Annotated in this window: 18 protein-coding genes; 6 read left to right on the forward strand and 12 right to left on the reverse strand. The window is 45.7% G+C overall.

The window, feature by feature from the left end:
* Positions 1 to 132: 132 nt before the first annotated feature.
* The 5 genes from MHH63_RS15610 (at position 133) to MHH63_RS15630 (ending at position 3,043) form a co-directional block, all read left to right on the forward strand.
* Positions 133 to 495, forward strand: coding sequence for a hypothetical protein (locus MHH63_RS15610; protein ID WP_248548088.1), 363 nt, complete (start codon positions 133 to 135; stop codon positions 493 to 495).
* A 155-nt stretch (positions 496 to 650) separates the two neighbouring features.
* Positions 651 to 872 carry a hypothetical protein gene (locus tag MHH63_RS15615; RefSeq protein WP_341171766.1) on the forward strand — a complete coding sequence of 74 codons (222 nt, stop codon included), beginning with the start codon at positions 651 to 653 and terminating at the stop codon, positions 870 to 872.
* Positions 873 to 1,116: 244 nt separating this feature from the next.
* The gene (locus tag MHH63_RS15620; RefSeq protein ID WP_341171767.1) at positions 1,117 to 1,317 is read left to right on the forward strand and encodes a hypothetical protein; all 201 of its coding nucleotides are present in this window, start codon (positions 1,117 to 1,119) and stop codon (positions 1,315 to 1,317) included.
* Between the two features lie 128 nt (positions 1,318 to 1,445).
* On the forward strand, positions 1,446 to 2,306 hold the full coding sequence (locus tag MHH63_RS15625) for a YitT family protein (protein WP_076279779.1): 861 nt from the start codon (positions 1,446 to 1,448) through the stop codon (positions 2,304 to 2,306).
* A 542-nt stretch (positions 2,307 to 2,848) separates the two neighbouring features.
* Entirely contained in the window at positions 2,849 to 3,043 is a 195-nt protein-coding gene (locus tag MHH63_RS15630) for a hypothetical protein (RefSeq protein WP_341171768.1), read from the forward strand.
* 806 nt (positions 3,044 to 3,849) lie between these two features.
* On the opposite strand, the gene MHH63_RS15635 is transcribed toward MHH63_RS15630, so the two are convergent.
* The 4 genes from MHH63_RS15635 to MHH63_RS15650 all read right to left on the reverse strand — a co-directional run bounded on the left by MHH63_RS15635 (position 3,850) and on the right by MHH63_RS15650 (position 8,996).
* Positions 3,850 to 4,137, reverse strand: a complete 288-nt coding sequence (locus MHH63_RS15635; RefSeq protein WP_036686212.1) for a stage VI sporulation protein F — start codon at positions 4,135 to 4,137, stop codon at positions 3,850 to 3,852.
* Between the two features lie 66 nt (positions 4,138 to 4,203).
* Positions 4,204 to 6,255 (reverse strand): ATP-dependent DNA helicase RecG, encoded by a 2,052-nt coding sequence (gene recG / locus MHH63_RS15640; protein ID WP_036686210.1) that lies wholly within the window; start codon positions 6,253 to 6,255, stop codon positions 4,204 to 4,206.
* A 9-nt stretch (positions 6,256 to 6,264) separates the two neighbouring features.
* Entirely contained in the window at positions 6,265 to 7,128 is an 864-nt protein-coding gene (locus tag MHH63_RS15645; protein WP_076304166.1) for a DegV family protein, read from the reverse strand.
* A gap of 83 nt (positions 7,129 to 7,211) precedes the next feature.
* Complete coding sequence (locus tag MHH63_RS15650; protein ID WP_076136154.1) at positions 7,212 to 8,996, reverse strand: DAK2 domain-containing protein; 1,785 nt, start codon at positions 8,994 to 8,996, stop codon at positions 7,212 to 7,214.
* Between the two features lie 190 nt (positions 8,997 to 9,186).
* Between MHH63_RS15650 and rpmB the strand changes: the two genes are divergently transcribed.
* Entirely contained in the window at positions 9,187 to 9,375 is a 189-nt protein-coding gene (gene rpmB / locus MHH63_RS15655) for a 50S ribosomal protein L28 (RefSeq protein WP_036686205.1), read from the forward strand.
* A 102-nt stretch (positions 9,376 to 9,477) separates the two neighbouring features.
* Here rpmB and spoVM read toward each other — a convergent pair whose 3' ends face one another.
* The 8 genes from spoVM to fmt all read right to left on the reverse strand — a co-directional run bounded on the left by spoVM (position 9,478) and on the right by fmt (position 18,029).
* Entirely contained in the window at positions 9,478 to 9,558 is an 81-nt protein-coding gene (gene spoVM / locus MHH63_RS15660) for a stage V sporulation protein SpoVM (RefSeq protein WP_020431362.1), read from the reverse strand.
* 177 nt (positions 9,559 to 9,735) lie between these two features.
* Positions 9,736 to 10,401 (reverse strand): ribulose-phosphate 3-epimerase, encoded by a 666-nt coding sequence (gene rpe / locus MHH63_RS15665; protein WP_076280357.1) that lies wholly within the window; start codon positions 10,399 to 10,401, stop codon positions 9,736 to 9,738.
* Between the two features lie 4 nt (positions 10,402 to 10,405).
* Positions 10,406 to 11,311 carry a ribosome small subunit-dependent GTPase A gene (rsgA, locus tag MHH63_RS15670; RefSeq protein WP_076129151.1) on the reverse strand — a complete coding sequence of 302 codons (906 nt, stop codon included), beginning with the start codon at positions 11,309 to 11,311 and terminating at the stop codon, positions 10,406 to 10,408.
* A gap of 95 nt (positions 11,312 to 11,406) precedes the next feature.
* The gene (gene pknB / locus MHH63_RS15675; protein ID WP_341171769.1) at positions 11,407 to 13,653 is read right to left on the reverse strand and encodes a Stk1 family PASTA domain-containing Ser/Thr kinase; all 2,247 of its coding nucleotides are present in this window, start codon (positions 13,651 to 13,653) and stop codon (positions 11,407 to 11,409) included.
* Positions 13,653 to 14,426, reverse strand: coding sequence for a Stp1/IreP family PP2C-type Ser/Thr phosphatase (locus MHH63_RS15680; RefSeq protein WP_341171770.1), 774 nt, complete (start codon positions 14,424 to 14,426; stop codon positions 13,653 to 13,655). Before MHH63_RS15680 ends, pknB begins: the two co-directional genes overlap by 1 nt.
* A gap of 6 nt (positions 14,427 to 14,432) precedes the next feature.
* A complete protein-coding gene (rlmN, locus tag MHH63_RS15685) occupies positions 14,433 to 15,473 on the reverse strand; it encodes a 23S rRNA (adenine(2503)-C(2))-methyltransferase RlmN (RefSeq protein WP_036686196.1) in 1,041 nt (346 codons plus the stop codon).
* Positions 15,474 to 15,624: 151 nt separating this feature from the next.
* On the reverse strand, positions 15,625 to 16,941 hold the full coding sequence (gene rsmB, locus MHH63_RS15690) for a 16S rRNA (cytosine(967)-C(5))-methyltransferase RsmB (RefSeq protein ID WP_254847643.1): 1,317 nt from the start codon (positions 16,939 to 16,941) through the stop codon (positions 15,625 to 15,627).
* A gap of 152 nt (positions 16,942 to 17,093) precedes the next feature.
* Positions 17,094 to 18,029: a methionyl-tRNA formyltransferase gene (gene fmt / locus MHH63_RS15695; protein ID WP_341171771.1), complete on the reverse strand. Its 936-nt coding sequence runs from the start codon at positions 18,027 to 18,029 to the stop codon at positions 17,094 to 17,096.
* Between the last annotated feature and the right edge of the window lie 3 nt (positions 18,030 to 18,032).

Below are 18,032 nucleotides of genomic sequence, written 5' to 3' on the forward strand. Positions count from 1 at the left end.
TACGTCATTTTTCCCGTTCGGTTTCATGTTTTCATCATCTATATATGAATTTTTTTCACAAAACAATTTGGATTCAAAGGAAAAGGTATGGTATGCTTTTTATACCACATACAGTTGGGAGGTGTTATTTCGGTGCAATATATAGCGCGTTTATCACTACATTGGTTTCTTCGTATCGTCCTAATTCTGGGAATGATGTTTTCTTTTCCACCTGCCTGGTCTGGAGGAATATTCACTACGGAGCAAGAATCAACGACATCCGAAATTGAACGCTACGAGCGAAAGTTTACACCTCCCGTAAGGATTGCACCTCAAATAACCCCTCAGGTAGGAGCCATCAAAATAACTGAACAGTGGGGAACGAAGTCACTTGCGGTCGTTGCAATACTCCCTGTACTTTCTTTACTGTTCCGTCCAGTGATTTATAAATTCCTGCTTCGACTACGGCTGTACCTGTTAAAATTCACGTCTCATTTTCTAATTTTACTCCACTAACGAAGTTCACCTCTGCCCTAAATGAATGTCGGCTGAAGGGAATTTAGAACTTCAATTGATAAAAATCTTATGTATCATGAATTATAGAGATGCGGATTTCACGGTGGGTATACATGCTCGCATTGCTCATCATCCACTGGAAGAAAGCAAGTATCTTGGCTGAACCATGTTCTGGATATCCGTTCCGGTGTACATTAGTAATATTCGCAGTACTATTCTTGATTGCTGGATTCACCGACACCATTCATCTAGCAGACAGAAGTTATTGGCGCACTACTAGTGGACTTGTCCTCGCTGAAACCGAACATGTTAGACGAATTGAAAAGCTCGTGATCCTATTTCGTTATTTCTTAGGTGCCATCTTCTTCTTCAGCTAGAGACTGAGGTACATCCACCCACCTTAGGCGGTGAGGCGCTCTGGTACTCCCTTGCAGCAGTTATCGTTATACTGATTGGCGCAACTTCGTTGCAGGCTTACTGGCCGGACATAGCGTTGGTCACAGCCTTCATGCTTCATCTATCATTGGATGCCTATAGTCTCACGGGATAAACTTTAAATTGTTTTAGCCAATTTGGGTAAAGAAAGCGGAGTGCTGGCTAGTCTTCACTATTTGCAGCCATTTGCAGCCGTTCGCAGCTATTTGCAACCATTTGCAGACATTCGCAACCATTCGCGGCCCTTTACAGCTATTTGCAGCTATTTGCGGCCATTTTCAGCCATTTACAGCCTTTCGCAGAGATTTGCAACCATTTGCAGCCATTCGCAGACATTTACGTGCTGATCCATGTTGTCCTTGGACATTGTCTGACGAAGGAATCTAAATAGATTTATAAAATAATGGATAAAGTATTCAACTTTGAGAAACGACATGATGCACGAATATCCAAAAAATCTGCCATAGCCACTGAAAATAAGTAAGGTCGTTTCCCCTGTTGAAGGAGGAAAAACTATGCAGAACAAAATAAATCAACGTCAACAGCTACAAAGAAGCTCTACCTTCCGAGTTCTCACAGTCATTGCCGGCGCATTGCTTGCTGCTGTAGGATTGGAATTATTTTTAATGCCACATGGCCTTGTTGTCGGCGGGATTACAGGTTTATCCGCATTATTCGCTCATACTACTGAAATGCAGCTTGGATTGTTTCTATTTCTATTCAATCTGCCCTTTATATTTATGTCGCGAAAGCAAGTAAATCTCCGCTTTGCTCTTTACACTGTTTTGGGATTAACCTGCCTAACCATCGCGTCTCTTGCGCTGCATCGTTTTCCTGCTGTGATTAGCGATCCTTTACCTGCCGCAATGGCAGGAGGCATCTGTCTTGGAGTAGGTATCGGAATATCTGTGAGATTCGGCGGTGTAAATAAACAAGCCAGTGACCAGGGGTATTCTCTGCTGAGCGGCGGACCTCCAAAATCAACGGAAGTCGTTATTATGATCCTGAACTGTGCAATTCTGCTTTTTGCAGGTACATTGTTCGGTTGGGAGCAAGCAATGTATTCTATTATTGCCTACCTGCTGGCTTTCGAAGGTGTTCGTATCTCACTACGGGGATTATCCCACTCCCGCACTGCTTGGATTACCAGCAGCCGATGTTTGGACATTCAGCAAGCAATCGCAACCTCCCTAAACCGAGAAGCTGCGATTGCTGAAGGTTCAGGGCAAGATGGAGAGGTTAGCACGTTGTTTTGTCTGACGAACAGAATGGAAGAAGAGCATCTTCGGGCACTCGTTCTACAGTGTGATTCAGAGAGCCAAATTGTGTTTAGATCAGCCACTAAAGATCATAGACAAACACGCTTACACGAATAAAAAGAAGGGAGCGCCCTTAAGCCATCAAAATGGCTGGAGCGCTCCCTTCTTTTTGAATTTAGCCTTTGATCGCAACCAATTTTTCTGAGCGAGACCTAATTTCTTGAGCGAAGACTCCTTTTTTTTGTTTGAGACCCAAAACTTCTTGATCGAGGCCTCAAACTCCTTGTGTGAGGCCTCAAACTTCGCTTAATCTAACATGTTTGCGCGATTGAGGCAGCTATCGGACATAGGAGACCTTATACGCGAAATAATCCTGAATTTTGGATGCTATCGGACCCCATAGCTCCTATTGGCACAAAAAACGCCAACTATGAGCTTATTTCTTATGAATAACTGCACTGGGGTCCGAAACCTCGCTCCAAAGGCGATATATTTGTGAATAACGTTATTGGAGTCCGAAAGCCACAGCGGATGATCATGATTCGGCGGTAGCGACTTGCGGATGAACAAGATTCGGTGGTACCCGACAGCAGATGAACTTGATTCGGTAGCATCAGACGATGGATAAACATAATTCAGCGGTACCCCACGGCAGATGAATGAAATTCGGTGGCATCGGACACAGCGGACCTTATACGCGGAATTATCCTGAATTTTGGATGCTATCGGACCGCATAGCCCCTATTGGCACCAAAAACGCCAACTACAAGCCTATTTCTTATGAACAACTGCACTGGGGTCCGAATCCTTGCTCCAAAGGCGATATATTTGCGAATAACGTCATTGGAGTCTGAATGCCACAGCGGATGATCATGATTCGGCGGGATCGACTTGCGGATGAACAAGATTCGGTGGTACCCGACAGCAGATGAAGTTGATACGGTAGCATCAGACTATATATGAACATGAATCGGTAGCATCAGACGATGGATAAACATAATTCAGCGGTACCCCACGGCAGATGAATGGAATTCGGTGGCATCGGACACAGCGGACCTTATACGCGGAATTATCCTGAATTTTGAATGCTATCGGACCGCATAGCTCCAATTGGCACAAAAAACACCAACTACGAGTCTATTTCTTATGAATAACTGCACTGGAGTCCGAAACCTTGCTCCAAAGGCGATATATTTGTAAATAACGTCATTGGAGTCAGAATACCTCAGCGGATGAACATAATTCGGCGGGATCGACTTGCGGATGAACTTGATTCGGGGTCAGCGGACGGTGGATGAACTTGATTCGGCGGGATCGGACAGTGGATGAACTTGATTCGGCGGGATTGGAAAGCGAATGATCATATTTCTACGGTATTGGACAACTGTTGACTATGATTCAGTGGCATCTGACGAAGGTTGACCATGATTCGGTGGCATCAAACGATGGATGAACATCATTCAACGGTACCGGACGACGAATGACCACGATTCGGTGGCATCGGTTGTCCAGAATAGAAACGTATTGCAGCTTGCCGTAACTGCGACCAAAAACGCAAAGCAGCGATCCTCCAGTAATAGGAGGATCGCTGCTTGCAGACTGTCACATACGATGAAAAAAACATCTATGGACAACCCCTACTTTTCATTTAATACGCTACTTAACGGAACATTCCCCACAAGCGGATCAAATGAAAGGTGTTGTTCGGATCGATTTTCTGCGCGATGATAAACTTCACAATTTGTTCTTCCTGTGTCGAGGTCAATTTCTCGTTCAATACACCTGACGCTTTTCGTACCAATCTGCGAACAACCGCAGGATCCTGCAGCTCCTGTTTCGAGATGCCCTCAATCATACTTTTGATACGATCCTTCACAGTCGAGTTTTTCATCTTCAGCTTGATGCGATCCACCAACTGAGGGCTAATTCCGAATTGTTGATAACCCAAGTGTAGCACCTCCCGTCATATCCAATCTTTCACAGTATATGAGCCTTCGGTGCTACATGTGCCTAGTTAGTCAATTAATTCTCCTTGGAAGATTTGTTCACTCTGTAAATAATGCCGAAGAGATGCATATTCAGGTGATGTCCAAAAGGCTTCATCCTTAAGCAGCTCAGCAACATCATCCCGCGCCTGCTCGAGAATTTCAAAGTCAGCCGTCATATCTGCCAGCCGAAACTCCGGCAATCCACTCTGCTTTGTCCCAAAAAAGTCCCCCGGACCACGCAGCTCCAAATCCCTTCGGGAAATCTCAAATCCGTCATCCGTATCGGTCATGGCAGTCATTCGCTCACGTCCAATTTCAGATTTTGGATCAGCTACCAACACACAAAAAGAGGCATGCTGCCCTCTTCCTACCCGTCCACGCAGCTGGTGCAGCTGTGACAGGCCAAAACGATCCGCATCCATAATGATCATCAATGTAGCATTAGGAACGTCTACACCCACCTCCACCACCGTAGTGGACACAAGCAGCTGTAGCTCATTGTTATAAAACGCCCGCATCACTTCATCTTTTTCAGCGGGAGTCATTTTACCATGTAAAAGCCCAACTTTATAGCTAGGGAAAGCTTGGCTCATCTGAATATGCAAATCAATAGCATTCTGCACATCCAGCTTCTCGGACTCTTCAATAAGCGGACAGATCAGATAAGCTTGACGACCGAGATCAATTTCACGCTTAATCAGATTCAGCACACGATCCATGAGATCATGCTTTACCCAATAGCTAGTTATTGGCACCCGGCCTTTCGGCCTCTCAGATAAAGTGGATACATCCATATCTCCAAAAACAGAGATAGCAAGCGTACGAGGAATAGGCGTCGCCGTCATCGTCAGTACATCCGGATTATATCCTTTACGCCGCAATACACCACGCTGATTCACACCAAAACGATGCTGCTCGTCAGTTACTACAAGACCCAGATCACGGAAAAATACATCCTCCTGAATCAAAGCATGTGTTCCTACCACGATATCAAGCATCCCCATTTGCAACGAGGCCAATAATTCTTTACGTTTTCGGCCAGTCACACTGCCCGTAAGGAGTCCTACAGTAATCCCAAACGGCTCAAACATTCTGGTAAGTGAACGCATATGCTGCTCTGCCAAAATCTCTGTAGGCACCATAAGTGCACCCTGAAAACCAGATCTTACCGTAGCAAAAAGCGCCACTGCCGCAAGCACTGTTTTACCTGAGCCAACATCTCCTTGTAGCAGACGATTCATGCAATATGGTGAACGCAGATCATGTAAAATCTCCAGCTCTACACGTTTCTGCGCATCTGTAAGCTCAAAGGGCAGACTGCGTACGAACTGGCGTACCGTCGCGTTATCCACTGTGTGGACTACCCCATCCATCCGCCCGCGGTTCAGAACCCTGAACGCTTGCATCTTCAACTGGAACAGGAATAGTTCCTCATACACCATCCTACGGCGCCCCTGCTGCCCTTCACGAGTGTCCTCAGGCCTATGAATAGTGGCAATGGCCCGTTTACGCGGCATGAAGTCATATTCCCTCATAATAGAATGCGGTAAAATTTCTGGAATCAGATCCCCATACTGCTGAAGTCCCTGATTAATAACCTTCCTGATCCATGACTGCGTGATCTTACCACCTACTGAATAGACTGGCTGCAGTGTTCCCGTCTTCCCTTCACCACGATCCGGAAATTCATAATCAGTCACTGTAATCTGATTGCGCTTCTGATCCCATTTTCCGGTCAGCACAATTTCCCGTCCCACAGTGAGTTGCTCTCTTACGTAATGGCGGTTAAACCAGGTTGCTGTGAACATCCAGGGCTCTGCAACCATCTTACAGCTGAGACGTGACTTGCCGCCAAAGCGCTGCAGCACAGGGATACCGATCACTTTTGCCTCAACGGTCACTTTATCCCCGTGTTTAGTCTCGCTAAGCGAGCGGGGCCGATAATCCTCGTAGCGGAACGGATAATACTCTAATAAATCCTTTACTGTAAAGACGCCAAAGGCGTGAAGCTCGCTTTGCTTTTGAGCACTCACGCCAGTTATGTTTTTTACTTCAATTTGATTTAATGCCAGTGTCATATTTATCCCTCATTTTGCAGGCCAAATGAACACAGCTAATGTACCGTTACCGACATGGCTGCCCACGACAGGGCCGACGTTCGTCAGCACTTTTTCTTCCAAGGTGAAGTGTCCTGCAAGCTCATTCAGGAACTCCTCGCCGGAAGCCGGTTCAGCCGTATGACCCACGGCCACATTGATTTTGTTTACACCCTGCAGATCCCGCTTGAACAGTTCAATCATACGGGCGACAGCCTTCTTACGGCCTCTAACTTTCTCCACCGCATAAATAATTCCTTCTGCATCAATGGACAGGATCGGCTTAATATTCAGAAGTGTCCCCAGAATAGCGGAGGCTTTCCCAATTCTCCCGCCTTTTTGTAAATATTCAAGTGTATCTACTAAGAAGTAAAGCTTACGCGATTGACGTAGGCTTTCTACAGCCTCAAGTATCTCTTCAGGTCCTTTGCCCTCAGCAGACATTCTGGCAGCTTCCACTACCATAAATCCAAAACCATAAGAAGCGGAGAGAGAATCCACAACAGTGATTCCTTCTCCCTCTTCCTCCAGCATCGATTTAGCCAGCAATGCAGATTGATAAGTCCCGCTCAGTCCAGAAGAAATATGAAAGGAAAGGATAGAACAGCCCGGGTTACGCTCCAGAATACTGCGGTACACATTCATATATTCAACCGGTGAGGGTTGAGAAGTAGTCGGCAGCTGTGAGGTACGGGGAAGACGCTCATAGAACTGCTCCGGAGTCATATCCAGATTGTCCCTAAAAGCCTCTTCGCCGAACATTAAGGTCAACGGTACTACCTCAATTCCGTACGTTTCCGCCATTGTTGGCGGGATATCTGAAGTGCTGTCGGTGACGATAATGGTACGATTCATGGATTTTCTCCCCCAAGCTATAATTTTGCCAACTACGCAATAGCAAATTTCTACTCCATTGTTAAAGAACCATTAATTCCTACCTATGGCTCTACAGAGAACAGATAATAATACAGGGGTTGGCCACCCTCATGAATCTCAACTTCCACATTCGGATAAGTCTCTTCCAGCCACTCACTCAAAGAATCAGTAGCCTCGGATTCTGTTTCTGCACCAATAAGGATCGTGACGATTTCGTCGCCATTCTCCAGCATGTTGGATAACAGCGCCTGACTTGCAGCTAAAAGATCATCTGCCGCAGCAACAATTTTGGAATTAGAAATCCCAATAAATTGGCCCGACTTAATCTCCAGCTCATCAAAGCTTGTATCACGAACAGCGTTCGTTACTTGTCCGGACTTCACATGAGAAATTGCTTCCAGCATATTCTCAGAATTAGTCTCCACAGCATCTTCCTCTTGGAACGCAAAAGCTGCTGCTATTCCCTGTGGAATACTTTTACTTGGAATCACCGTAATCTCACGTTCGCCTTCTAGAAGATCTTTAGCTTGTTGAGCGGCAAGAACAATGTTCGAGTTATTCGGCAAAATATAAACATGCTTCGCAGATATAGAAGAAATCGCGTTCACGAAATCCTCCGTGCTAGGATTCATTGTTTGACCACCAGCAAGGACTACGTCCACTCCAAGGCTTTTGAAAATATCAGCAATACCTGCGCCAGAAGATACCGCAATGAAGCCGTAAGGTGCCAAATCATCAGCTGGTGGCTCAGCAGGAGACATTTGCACTGCACTCTTCTCATTCGGCATATCAGCGAACACATCAGGCATCGGTGCAATATCCATACCCGCAGTCAGCAGGTCACGATGCTGCTCTCGCATATTAAGAATATGAATCTGCGTGATCTCCCCATAAAGAAGAGCCAAGTTCATCACTTCACCCGGAGCCTTAGAGTGCACATGCACTTTAATCGTCTCATCATCCGAAATTACAATAATGGAATCGCCATTAACTGACAACGCTTTCCTAAAAGCTTCCTCATCAAAATTAGTTCTCACGTTAACGCCTAACTGGCGATTAATGAAAAACTCCATATCATATAGAAATTCTATATCTTCAGTAGATAGCTGTGACTGTGCAGAAGACTGTACAGAAAACAGTTCATTTTCAGGTTTCGTTAACACGGGTTTAGGCGCTGGTGCAACGGGTGTGTGGGTTTGTCCTTGCACAGATTCAGACAGACCGGTACTTCCGTTCGTCAGATGCTGGTGAAACCCTTCATAAATGTAGACCAAACCTTGACCGCCAGAATCTACAACACCGACTTGCTTCAATACAGGTAATTGCTCAGGCGTATAAGCTAAGGCTTCTTTTGCTTTGGCTAATACCTCTGTCATCAGCTCCACAACGTCAGTAGTACGGCGGGCATAATAAACAGCATGTCTTGCAGCCTCTTTAGCTACAGTAAGAATAGTTCCCTCTACAGGTTTTACAACTGCTTTATACGCAGCGTCCACTCCGGTTTGCAGCGCAGCAGCGAACTGCTGTGTATTAAGCTCATCATGTTGAGCCGCATACCTGCTAAACCCTCTGAATAACTGGGACAAAATAACGCCGGAATTCCCGCGAGCTCCCATTAATAAGCCCTTGGAGAGTACACCTGCACATTGGCCCACAGAAGTGGTGTTATTTTTCTTTAATTCATTCGCACCTGCGGTCATCGTCAAATTCATGTTTGTACCGGTATCTCCGTCTGGGACCGGAAAAACATTTAGGGAATTGACGTGTTCTGCATGCTGTTGCAGCTTATCCGCTCCAGCCAATACCATAGCGGTAAAATCTGTTCCGTTTATAGAACGCTTACTCAATTGAGAATTCCCCTTCCTAACTTCATGCCTAATCATTCTATGATTAACAGGACATAATGCACTAATTTACATTGTACTATAAGTATTAAAAGAAATAAATGTTTTTGAATCGGTTGACGTAGCAAAATTTGCTGTGATATTATAGATAAGTATTGTTTATGCAGGTGTTAGGAATAAGGAGGTGTAATCTATGTCCCGCAAATGTGCAGTAACAGGCAAGAAACCGAGCAGCGGCAACCACGTGTCTCACGCTAATAACCGCAACCGTCGTTCTTGGGGAGTTAACGTTCAGAAGGTCCGTATCCTCGTGAACGGTAAACCAAAACGCGTGTACGTCAGCACCCGTGCTTTGAAAGCCGGTAAAGTTGAACGCGTTTAGTCTTTAGCAATTTTTAAGACCGAACGATAACTTATATGAAGCAAAAAGCACCCTTTACATTTGTAAGGTGCTTTTTTTCATGTTTTCTTTTCTGTTAGAGGCTTAACTCTTCTGAAATGTGTTCAATATTGCTTTAACAAAACCTCCCAAAAACCTTGGCAGCTTAAACGTGTAAAATTTCATGATTTACCCTCCCATCAATTCATGCCGTACGCAGGAGACTTTCCTCTTGTCAATAACGGAAACGAACTGCAGTCCTCCCTGCCAAAACAAAAAAAGGCTACATGAGATTTCTGCTCATGTAACCATATTTATGCACCGAGGACTTGGCCTATACCTCTAGTCTCAATCGCCTATTTTTTAACGCAGTGCTGATTCGGCTGCTTCTCGAATTCCTCGGATCGCCGCAGCACGATCACTCCGGCCAAAAACTGCATTCCCCGCTACCAAAACATCGGCTCCAGCTGCCACAACCAATGGTGCTGTATCTTCCGATACTCCACCATCTACTTCGATCAATAAATCTGGATTCACTTCATTCGCCCATTCTCGAATTTGAGTGATTTTGCGCAAAGTGTTAGGAATGAATGCTTGACCACCAAAGCCTGGATTAACGGTCATCACCAGAATCATATCCACATCCTCCAGCACCTCACGCACCGCTGAAGCCGGAGTACCCGGATTAATTGCTACACTTGCCTTCAGCCCCAGTTCCTTGATCTGATGAACCACACGATGCAAATGAACGCATGCCTCAGCGTGAACGGTGATCACACTTGCACCAGCTGCAGCAAAATCAGGGATATAACGTTCTGGTGACTCAATCATCAAGTGAACATCAAGTGGCAGCTTGGTATGTAACGATACAGCTTTTACAATAGGTGGACCCAACGTGATATTCGGCACAAAATGACCGTCCATTACATCCACATGTATCCAATCTCCACCACTGGCTTCCGCCTCTGCAACTTCTGGACCTAAACGCGCGAAATCTGCCGACAATAAAGATGGTGCTATTCGTATCATGATGTTAGTACCTCCGCTTTTTATCTTTCATTTCATTAAAAAACAGTTTGTAATGATCATAGCGACTATCCGCAATTTTCCCTGCTTTCCAAGCCTCTATTACACGGCAGCCTGGTTCATGCTGATGACTGCAGCCCCGGAACTTACAATCGGATGCGTATTGAGCAAATTCACGAAAACAAGTGGACAGCTCTTCTACACCAAGCTCCAAGAAATCAAGCTGACTAAAACCTGGGGTATCTGCAACAAAACCTCCACCACCAATATCCATCAGCTCCACATGACGGGTCGTATGACGACCACGTCCCAATCGTAAACTGATCTCTCCAGTCTCCAGTTTAAGCCCTGGAACAATACGATTCAATAAGGTGGACTTACCAACCCCCGATTGACCCGCAAATACGCTGATGCCGCCAGTAAGCCTTTGTCTTAGCTCATCGCTTCCGGCACCAGTAAATGAACTTGTAACCATCACTTCATATCCGATATCCTCATAAAGTTCTTTAACATAACGGGTAGCTTCACCATCATCATCCGCCAAATCCTGTTTAGTCAGAACAATTAGGGGTTCCAGACCCGAATGCTCAATATGAACTAGAAACTTGTCCAACAGATTCAGGTTCATATCGGGCTCCCGAACGGAGAATAAAAGCACTGCGAGCTTAACATTCGCTACAGGTGGACGAATCAGTTCAGATTCTCTAGGTAGAAGTTCATCCACCATTCCTTCTCCATGCTCAGTAAGGATATAAATAACCCGATCTCCAACTAGCGGAGCGATCCCTTTTTTCTTGAGAATTCCTCGGCCTCTGCATTGAACAGAATGCTCTTCAGTCGCAATTAATCCTTCGCGGAGCGGTTTCACATAATAATAACCGCTTAACGCCTTAACAATTATTCCTTCAGGCATACATAGTGAGCCTTCCTCTCCTGATTTTGCGAAAATGACCCAAGTCTGATATCCCCGGGTCATTTCGCTACGCAACCGTTCAGGTTAAACCCTGTTTAGTTGTTGTTTTTATCTTTAGATTTATCCTTGCCTTTATTGTTGTGCTTATTATTGCCATTATTAGTCGATTCACTATTTATAGAACTATTGTTTACGAACCCTGTCTGATTCACCGCCCCGTTATTCCCTCCGTCATTCTCTGAACCTGAACCCGGCAAGATCTCCGGTTCAATCGTAGGTTCAATTGTAGGCGTAGGTTCAGCAGAAGGTGTTGGAGTTGGCTGTGGTGTTGCTATAACTGGTGGTTCAGGCTCCTGAACGGTTCCGTTCTTCGCATCGATATAAGGAATGACATAAGTGTCCAAAAGCACACCGTCACGGGTAACAATAACCGAACCATCTTTATTAGGAGCCAATACTAGATTAACGGATAACACTTGGCTCTTTCCAATGGTACGTGTTCCCCAATCCTGTTTCTCTCCATTATTGCGCGCATCCACGAATTCGATACGAATCTTGCTCTTTTTCCCATCCTGAGCAGGAGCGACTGGCACATTAAAGGTATAATTCAGGGCTTCAGGTGGATAACCTGTACTTAAGTAAATCGTTATCGCTGTTCCAGGTGGAACAGAAGTACCTGTCCCTTTATCAAATGCCCAAGTCTTTGTTACTTTACCTTCTTCAATGCTGAAGCTGGATTCTTTCTTCACTTCTCCAAGAACAAGCTTGGCACCTTCAAGCAGCGCCTTTGCCTCACTCTCCGTCTTACCGATGAGATCTGGCAACAGTACACTTTCTTCTCCTTTACTAACGTAAAGGGTGATTTGAACCGTCTCAGGATCGAATTCAGTATTTAATGCAGGGTCAGATTTTACAATGAGACCTTCATCTGTATTTTCGTCATAGAGAGGTTTATTATCAATCCTGTCCTGGGCTACACCCAGCGCCATCAATGCCTTAACCGCATCATCAAAGCTCTTGTTAACTACATCTGGCATCTTGGGTAATGGCTTAGCCGTATTCACAGTGAGTATAAGGGACGCTCCTTTTTTCACTTTGGCATCCTTTTCCCTACTCTGCTTAATGACCACATTCTCTTCAAAATTCGGACTGTAGTCATACAGAATAGGATCAGCAACCTCAAGCCCCAAATCCTCAAGCTCAGTTTGTGCTTGTTCTATCTGTTTACCTACTACATAAGGAACGGAAACCTCAGGAACAACTAGCTGTGATTTAACGTACCATACGAGACTGGCCATAGCCAACAGCAACAGTAAGGTAAGCCCAATCCATAATGTGGGTTTTGCCCATTGTTTTTTACCTTTGCTTGAAGGCACCGGTTCATCATCTTCATCACGAACCATCCGTTCCTCACGATGATTACGATTACCATTGCTTCTTTGAATCGGTTTTATCGCCGGGATAACCCGCGTACGATCCTCATCTTCTTCATCGTTGAACAGAATCTTCGCCTCACTGCGGCGCTCCGGCAATAAGCTTGTTTCCAAATCCTGTAACATTTCTTTGGCAGAGTCGTACCGCTCCTCCGGGTTTTTACGCATTGATCTCAGAATTACATTCTCAACGCTTTGCGGAATGAGTGGATTCAGAAGTTTTGGCTCTTCAAACTCTTCTTGCAGATGTTTTAAAGCTACACTAATCGGACTCTCTCCCAAAAAGGGCAGGCTTCCAGTAAGCATTTGATAAAGTACAATACCTAATGAATACAAGTCAGACTTTTCTCCTGTAGAGACACCTTTGGCATGCTCTGGCGAGAAATAATGTACTGAACCAACCACAGAACCGGTCTGTGTAATGGTTGTTGACGTAACTGCGCGGGCAATCCCAAAATCGGTTACTTTCACCCGTCCATTGCGTCCGATCAGGATATTATGTGGTTTTATATCACGATGAATAATTTGATTCTGATGCGCATGATCTAGGGCATCACAGATTTGTGAAGCGATCCGTACGGATTCATCAACCTGCAATGGCGCTCGTTCTTTTATAATTTCATTAAGATTCTGACCCTCAATATACTCCATGACAATGTAATGAATTTCGTCTTCTTGTCCTACATCGTATATGCTGACGACATTCGGATGAGACAAAGATGCGGCAGACTGCGCCTCACGCCTAAAACGGCGAATAAATTCCTCGTCATGCACAAACTGATTGCGCAATACTTTGATGGCGACATTTCGGTTTAAAAGAATGTCATGTGCTCTATAGACGAGCGCCATTCCACCTCCGCCGATCCGTTCGATGACTTGGTAACGGCCGCCCAATTCGTGACCGATCATCAATCCCACTCCTTTGTTTCGGGCACAGCGGCCTCTCCATGATGTTCTAACAAAGCGACGCTAATATTATCGCCACCGCCGGCGAGCAGTGCCAGCTGAAGTAAACGGTCCGCTCTTTCCTCTAACGATATCTCATGTATACCTGCTACTTTGCCTAAATGCTCATTTGTGACAAAGTTGCTTAAACCATCGCTGCATAGAAGCAAAATTCCCCCTGGTAACAGAGCTATAGGCGCCATATCAACCTCAACCTCAGCATCTGTTCCAAGCGCCCTCGTCAGCACATTACGACGCGGATGATTATCCAATTCCTCCACACTGATCTGACCGTTCTTGAACAGCTCATTGACTAGCGTATGATCCTCGGTTAGTTGAACTGCCGCACTGTCTTTTATTAAATAGGCTCTGCTGTCTCCGATATGGCCAATATATCCGTTTGATCCATTCAAAAGAACAGCAACGACAGTAGTACCCATATTATGATACTTATCGTCACCGGAAGCCTCCCTGAACACAGTGCTGTTAGCTTCCAAAATAGCAGCTGACAACGCATCACGCAGAGCTTCGTCTTGAAGTTCAGGCTCTAACCCGTCCAGGTTATTCCTCATTGTCTCCAAAGCGAGCCTGCTTGCGGTTTCACCAGCCTGATGTCCACCCATCCCATCGGCAATTACGCCGAGTGTATAACCGTGGCGCGTCGCGCCGATCCAGACCGAATCCTCATTGACAGAGCGCACTCGGCCAATATCGCTGGCATGAACTGTTCTGATCAAATATCCTCACCCCAACTCCATATGTTTGGCACGCAGCTGTCCGCATGCGGCCGCGATATCATGGCCTTGCTCACGGCGAATAGTAACATTCACCCCGTTATCAGCCAAAATACGTTGAAACTCAAAGATATCATTGCGTGAAGTACGTACATATTTTCGCTCAGGCACATGGTTTACCGGAATCAAATTGACGTGGCACAACATGCTCTTAAGCACCCCGGCCAATTCCTCAGCATGCTCCGGTTGGTCATTTACCCCGCCGATCAAGGCATATTCAAAGCTGACACGTCGTCCAGTCTTAGCTTGATAATAACGCAATGATTCAATTACATCATCAAACGGAAAACGGCGGTTAACAGGCATTAGCTTTGAACGCAGGGCGTCGTTAGGCGCATGAATCGAAATCGCCAAATTAATCTGGGTATCTTCTTCTGCAAATTTATAAATGCTCGGTACAATACCGCTGGTGGAAACAGTAATATGCCGTTGTCCGATATTTAGGCCCTTCTCATGAATCATAAGACGCAGGAATCTCATTGTTGCATCATAGTTCTCAAACGGCTCACCAGTACCCATGATAACAATGCTGCTGACACGTTCGCCGCGCGCATCAAGGATTTGTTGGGAACGAACAACCTGAGCTACAATTTCTCCCGCTGTCAAATCCCGTTTTAATCCACCGAGTGTGGAGGCACAGAAAGTACAGCCGATTCGGCACCCTACTTGGGTTGTTACACAAACGCTATTGCCATAATTATGTTTCATGATAACTGTTTCGATAGCATGATCGTCATGCAATCCAAACAGGAATTTTACAGTTCCATCTTTAGATTCCATTTTAGTAATTTCAGTTAGCGCTGCAATAGAGAATTGTTCATTCAGCTTCTGGCGAAGCCCTTTGGACAAATTGCTCATTGCTTCGAAGTCATTCACACGTTTTACATACAGCCAATCAAAAATTTGTCCACCACGAAAAGCAGGCTCACCATTGTCTTTCGCCCACTGTTGTAACTCTTCTAAAGAAAAATCATATATTAAAGGTTTCATTATTATCTACACCTGTTCTTTCATAAGGATATGCGTATTATTTCTCATTCTTCCTATTTTAACACAAATTTCAGAGACGGTAAAAGAAAACGCCCGCCGTACGGTAGCCCGGCGGGCGGAGGATACTACAATTGTCAGAAAATTTGCTATATTACAAGACTCTCTGCAGCTTGGAAATATAGAACCCGTCGCTCCCATAATGATGAGGCAGCAGCTGAATTCCCTCACCCTCAGCCAGCGCAGTACCCTCCAGCCTGTCCCATAATGGGGAGGCAAAAGTTACAGCGGTGAAGTCAGGATTCTGCTTCAAAAAGTCAGCTACTACTTCACTATTTTCCGCTTGTTCAGTAGTACAGGTACTATATACCAGAATGCCACCCGGTTTCAACAGTTTAGAGACCGACTGCAGCAATTCCCGTTGCAATGACGCTACGCTAGCCACATCTTCCGGCTGCTTACGCCATTTGAGGTCTGGCTTACGGCGAATTACGCCGAGTCCAGAACAAGGTGCGTCGAGAAGAATTCTATCAAAGGATTGATGCTCTAAAGTGTGCTCCAGCTCCAGCGCATCTGCACTGCCTGTAGATACGCAATCAAGACCTAAACGTTCTGCTTGATCTGAGATCAATTTCGCTTTATGCAAATGCAGATCATTAGCGTAAATTGATCCTTCATCTTTCATGAGCTCGCCCATATGTGCTGTTTTGCCCCCCGGAGCAGCGCAGCAGTCAAGCACCCTCATCCCAGGCTCCGGAGCTACCGCTTCAGCTACTAGCATAGAACTCTCATCCTGAACGGAGAGATATCCATCACGATACCAAGAGGTGAGCGCCAGGTTTCCGCCGCCTTTCACAACAATGCCATAGGGACTAACCTCAGATGCTGAAGCTTGCAGACCTTGTTCAATCATCTGGTTCAGCAGAGCTTCACGACTGATCATCGTTGTATTCACACGTACGCTGACCGCAGGCGGCTCATTATTAGATGCACAAATCGCTTCCGCCGTGTCGACACCGTACTCGGTAATCCAACGTTCCACTAACCACAACGGATGTGAGTATAATATCGATATCCGCTGCGCTTGACTCAGCCCCTCAGGCAGAACCGGTAGATCACCAGCGCGCAACACACTGCGCAGCACACCGTTAACCATCCCTGAGATTCCCTGGTGGCCTTTTTTCTTCGCTATATTAACAGCCTCATTTACAGCTGCATGGGACGGTATACGATCCAGATACATAATTTGATATAAACTTAACCGCAGTAAATTACGGACCCATGGCTGTAGTTTAGCTATCCCTTTACTAACAAATCCTTCAAGCACATAATCCAAGGTGTTCATCCGCGAAATAGAGCCATAAACAAGTTCTGTGACCAGTCCGGCATCTTCTTTGCTAAGTGTCGCCTTCTGTAGACTGCTGTTGAGCAGCAAATTGCTATATGCACCTTGCTGCTCAACTTTAACCATTATATCAAGCGCGATTTCCCTGGCAGAAGCAGGGGCAACCTTACCCTTATTGCCAGCTCTGCCGTTGTTGCCAACTGCTTTGGAATTGTTCCCCTGTCTCTTCCCAGCGTTAGGATTTACTACTGATCGGCCAACACCATTTCCACCGCCGCTCAACCTAACACCGTCCCTGGCTTCATAACAGCACCACGGCTAAAATCGGCCGCACTCATTGCTTTTTTGCCAGCAGGTTGAACCGTTGTCAGCAGCAGACTTCCGTCACCTGTTTTCACTTCGACACCTTGCTCGGTTACAGAAAGCACCGTTCCTGGAGCACTATCGCTTGCTTTCAGCTCTTCAGGCAGTTTAGAAGCCCAAGCTTTAAAGGTCTCACCATTCCAGAGCGTAAATGCGCCGGAAAAAGGAACTAATCCACGAATTCGATTATAGTTATCACGCGAGCTCGCGTTCCAATCCAAACGTTCATCCTCGCGATTAAGGTTAGGAGCATAAGTTGCCTCACTATCGTCTTGCTGAACAGCTTGAACTTTTCCACTCACTAAACGTGGCATTTCAGACTTTAACAGATCTCGTCCCGCTAGGCTTAGCTTCTCAAAAAGAGTTCCAGAGGTATCTTCAGCCTCAATAGCCACTTCGACACGAGAGATCATGTCACCGGTATCCAGCCCTTCCGCCATATACATCAAAGTAACGCCGGTCACTTTCTCACCATTGATGATACTACGCTGAATCGGAGCACCTCCCCGATATTTAGGAAGCAACGAACCGTGTACATTCACACAACCATTCCGCGGTAAGTCCAACACAGCTTTAGGCAAAATTTGACCATAAGCAGCCGTGACGATCAAATCCGGCTCATATGTAGCCAGCTCAGCGACTGCCTCAGGACGACGCATGCGTTCAGGCTGAAGCACAGGTAATCCGAGAGCTAATGCGGCTTCCTTAACTGGTGAAGGAGCCAAGATCTTTTTTCTCCCCTGCGGACGATCCGGTTGGGTGATGACAGCTACAACTTCATAGCCTTCATCTACCAGCATTTGCAAGCTTGGCACCGCAAAGGCTGGAGTTCCCATGAAAACAATCTTCATATT

Source organism: Paenibacillus sp. FSL H3-0310 (assembly GCF_038002785.1).
Taxonomy (GTDB): Bacteria; Bacillota; Bacilli; order Paenibacillales; family Paenibacillaceae; genus Paenibacillus_AQ; species Paenibacillus_AQ odorifer.